General features: G+C 31.4%; 3 protein-coding genes. 1 reads left to right on the forward strand and 2 read right to left on the reverse strand.

All coding sequences use genetic code 11. The features are described from left to right. Positions 1 to 538: DUF4368 domain-containing protein (locus tag DC077_RS10530; protein WP_121494627.1), on the forward strand; the 538-nt coding region annotated here is incomplete at its 5' end. A 337-nt stretch (positions 539 to 875) separates the two neighbouring features. Here DC077_RS10530 and DC077_RS10535 read toward each other — a convergent pair. Next, entirely contained in the window at positions 876 to 2,045 is a 1,170-nt protein-coding gene (locus tag DC077_RS10535) for an IS256 family transposase (RefSeq protein WP_164488755.1), read from the reverse strand. 204 nt (positions 2,046 to 2,249) lie between these two features. Then, positions 2,250 to 2,460: TlpA family protein disulfide reductase (locus DC077_RS10935; RefSeq protein WP_275663953.1), on the reverse strand; the 211-nt coding region annotated here is incomplete at its 5' end.

The raw sequence follows: 2,460 nt of genomic DNA on the forward strand, positions 1-2,460 counted from the left end.
TTCACATCAAATTAAGAATATTCAAGTTGAAGAAATTCTTGTGAGGGAAATTAGGAAAGTTACAGCCTTTGCAAAAGACCATGAGCAAGAATTTGTAGATTTAGTTTTAAAAAAGAAAACCAGCGAGTTAAATCAAGTATTAAGAAGTCAGAAAAAGGAATTAGACGATTCTAAAGATAGAATTGTAAAACTCGACTCTATCGTTCAAAACCTATATGAAGATAACTTGGAAGGTAAAATATCTGACCAAAGATTTGAAAAAATGGCAAAAGCTTATGATGAAGAAGAAATTTCACTTCAAAAAAGAATAGTTGAACTTGAAAAAACTATTACAAAATCACAGGAGGAAGAACTTAATGTGGAATCATTCCTAAAGCTTGTGAGGAAGTACACCGATATTAAAGAACTTGATCCAGAAATAATTAGAACTTTTGTAGACAAGATTTATGTAGAACAATCAGAAAAAGTTCCAGGAACAAATTTAAAGAGACAAACCATTTGGATTTATTGGAATTTTATAGGGAAAATTGACATATAAAAATCGGCACAAAGGTTAATACCTTCATGCCGATTAAATTTTAAGGAAATAAATGGGTATGTAAATAATTTTGTGTATGAGCTCTTCTGATTAAAGTAAGAGTTATAATCTTTCAAAAATTAAAAATATAATTCTAAGACATTTATGATTTAATGTCTTTAGCATATTTTTGCACAAGTAAACTAAAAGGTCAAGATTTTCTTAAATCTTTCCTTTATTTTGCCTACTTGTTTATTTAAAAATTTGGGAATTTATGTCAAGGCTGCGACGAAGTCGCAAGGCGTTAGCCGGTGCCTTGACTTGGATTCTCAAATTTTTTATTCTTTTAAAGGCAAAATTATATCCTGCCTTCAAAAAATATACTCAGTTGTGATAATATACTATCCCATCCTCTTATCCTTGTTGTCCATTTTCTAGATGCGTCTACCATTGCTAAGTAGAGACTCTTTTGTAATGCGTAGTCATTTGGAAATACCGCTTTATTTTTAGTCACTTTTCTTAATTGTCTATTAAAGTTTTCCATGGCATTTGTTGTATATATTAGTTTTCTGATTCCTTCTGGATATTTGAAGTAAGTGGAAAGTTCTGCCCAATTATTTCTCCAAGATCTTACGCACATTGGATATTTTTTACCCCATTTATCTTCAAATATTTCTAGGTTGGTTAGTGCTAGTTCTTCTGTTGGTGCTTTGTAGACTGCTTTTAAGTCTTTCATTAATTCCTTGATGTCTTTGTAACTTACATACTTTGTTGAGTTCCTTATTTGGTGTATTATGCATTTTTGTATTTCTGCTTTTGGATATACTGCTTCTATAGCTTGTGTGAATCCAGGTAAGTTATCTGTGCAAATTATCAGGATATCTTCGAGTCCTCTTTCTTTTAACTGATTTAATACCAATAGCCAGTATTTGCTTGATTCGTTTTCTCCTACCCACATACCTAGTATTTCTTTAAATCCTTCTACATTGTATCCTAGGGCTATATATACTGCTTTTTTTACTACTATGTTGTTTTCTCTTACATTATAGTGTATTGCGTCTAGAAAAATCATTGGATAGACTTTTTCTAAAGGCCTATTTTGCCATTCTTCTATTGTTGGTAATACTTTATTTGTTATTCTACTTACCATGGTTTCTGATAAACCAAATCCATATATTTCCTCGATATGTGAAGATATATCTCTTGTTGTCATTCCTTTCGCATACATTGATATTATCTGATTTTCAATGTTTGATATATCTTTTTCATATTTTTTTAATATTTGAGGTTCAAATGTACCTTCTCTATCTCTAGGGATTTTTAATTCAATGTCTCCATATGTTGATTTTGCTGTCTTTTTGCTTGAACCATTCCTAGTATTTAATGATAGTGGGGCTTGTCCATATTCATAATCTAAATGCTCGTCAAGTTCTGCTTTTAGCATTTGTTGTATTATATCTCCCAAGAGATCTTTAAGTGCGTTTTGAAGATCTTCAACACTTTGAGGTTGATACTCTTCAATTAACATTTTCGATATTTTGTTTAGTCTTGTTTCTGGTCTCTTTCTACCCATAAAAATCCTCCTGATTAGTTTTTGTTTACCCTAATCAGGAGGTTTCTATACACAAAATTTTACACAGTCTCTTAAATTAGATGTAGTGAGGTTTCAAAGGACAATTTGTTGATGTAAAAATCAAAAGGACAGGGGTGAAGTTCACTCCCGTCCAAAATTTTACTTCAATAATTCATCAATAGTGGCTGCTAATTCTTGGTAGCTATAGGCTCCAATAAATCCTCCCACCACATTTCCTTTTTCATCTACTATAAAGGATGTTGGCATCGCTGTGATTTTATTTAAATCTTCTTCCATTGTTGGGTTTGGCATTATATTTACATATTCTACGCCTGCATCTTTCATTATTGCAAGGGCTTCTTCCACATTT

It is taken from the genome of Ignatzschineria cameli, assembly GCF_003121895.1.
In the GTDB taxonomy this organism is placed as follows: domain Bacteria; phylum Pseudomonadota; class Gammaproteobacteria; order Cardiobacteriales; family Wohlfahrtiimonadaceae; genus Ignatzschineria; species Ignatzschineria cameli.

Coding starts and splice junctions, on each gene's coding strand:
- DC077_RS10535 (WP_164488755.1), bottom strand. CDS start 2,045: ATGTTAATTGAAGAGTATCAACCTCAAAGTGTTGAAGATCTTCAAAAC.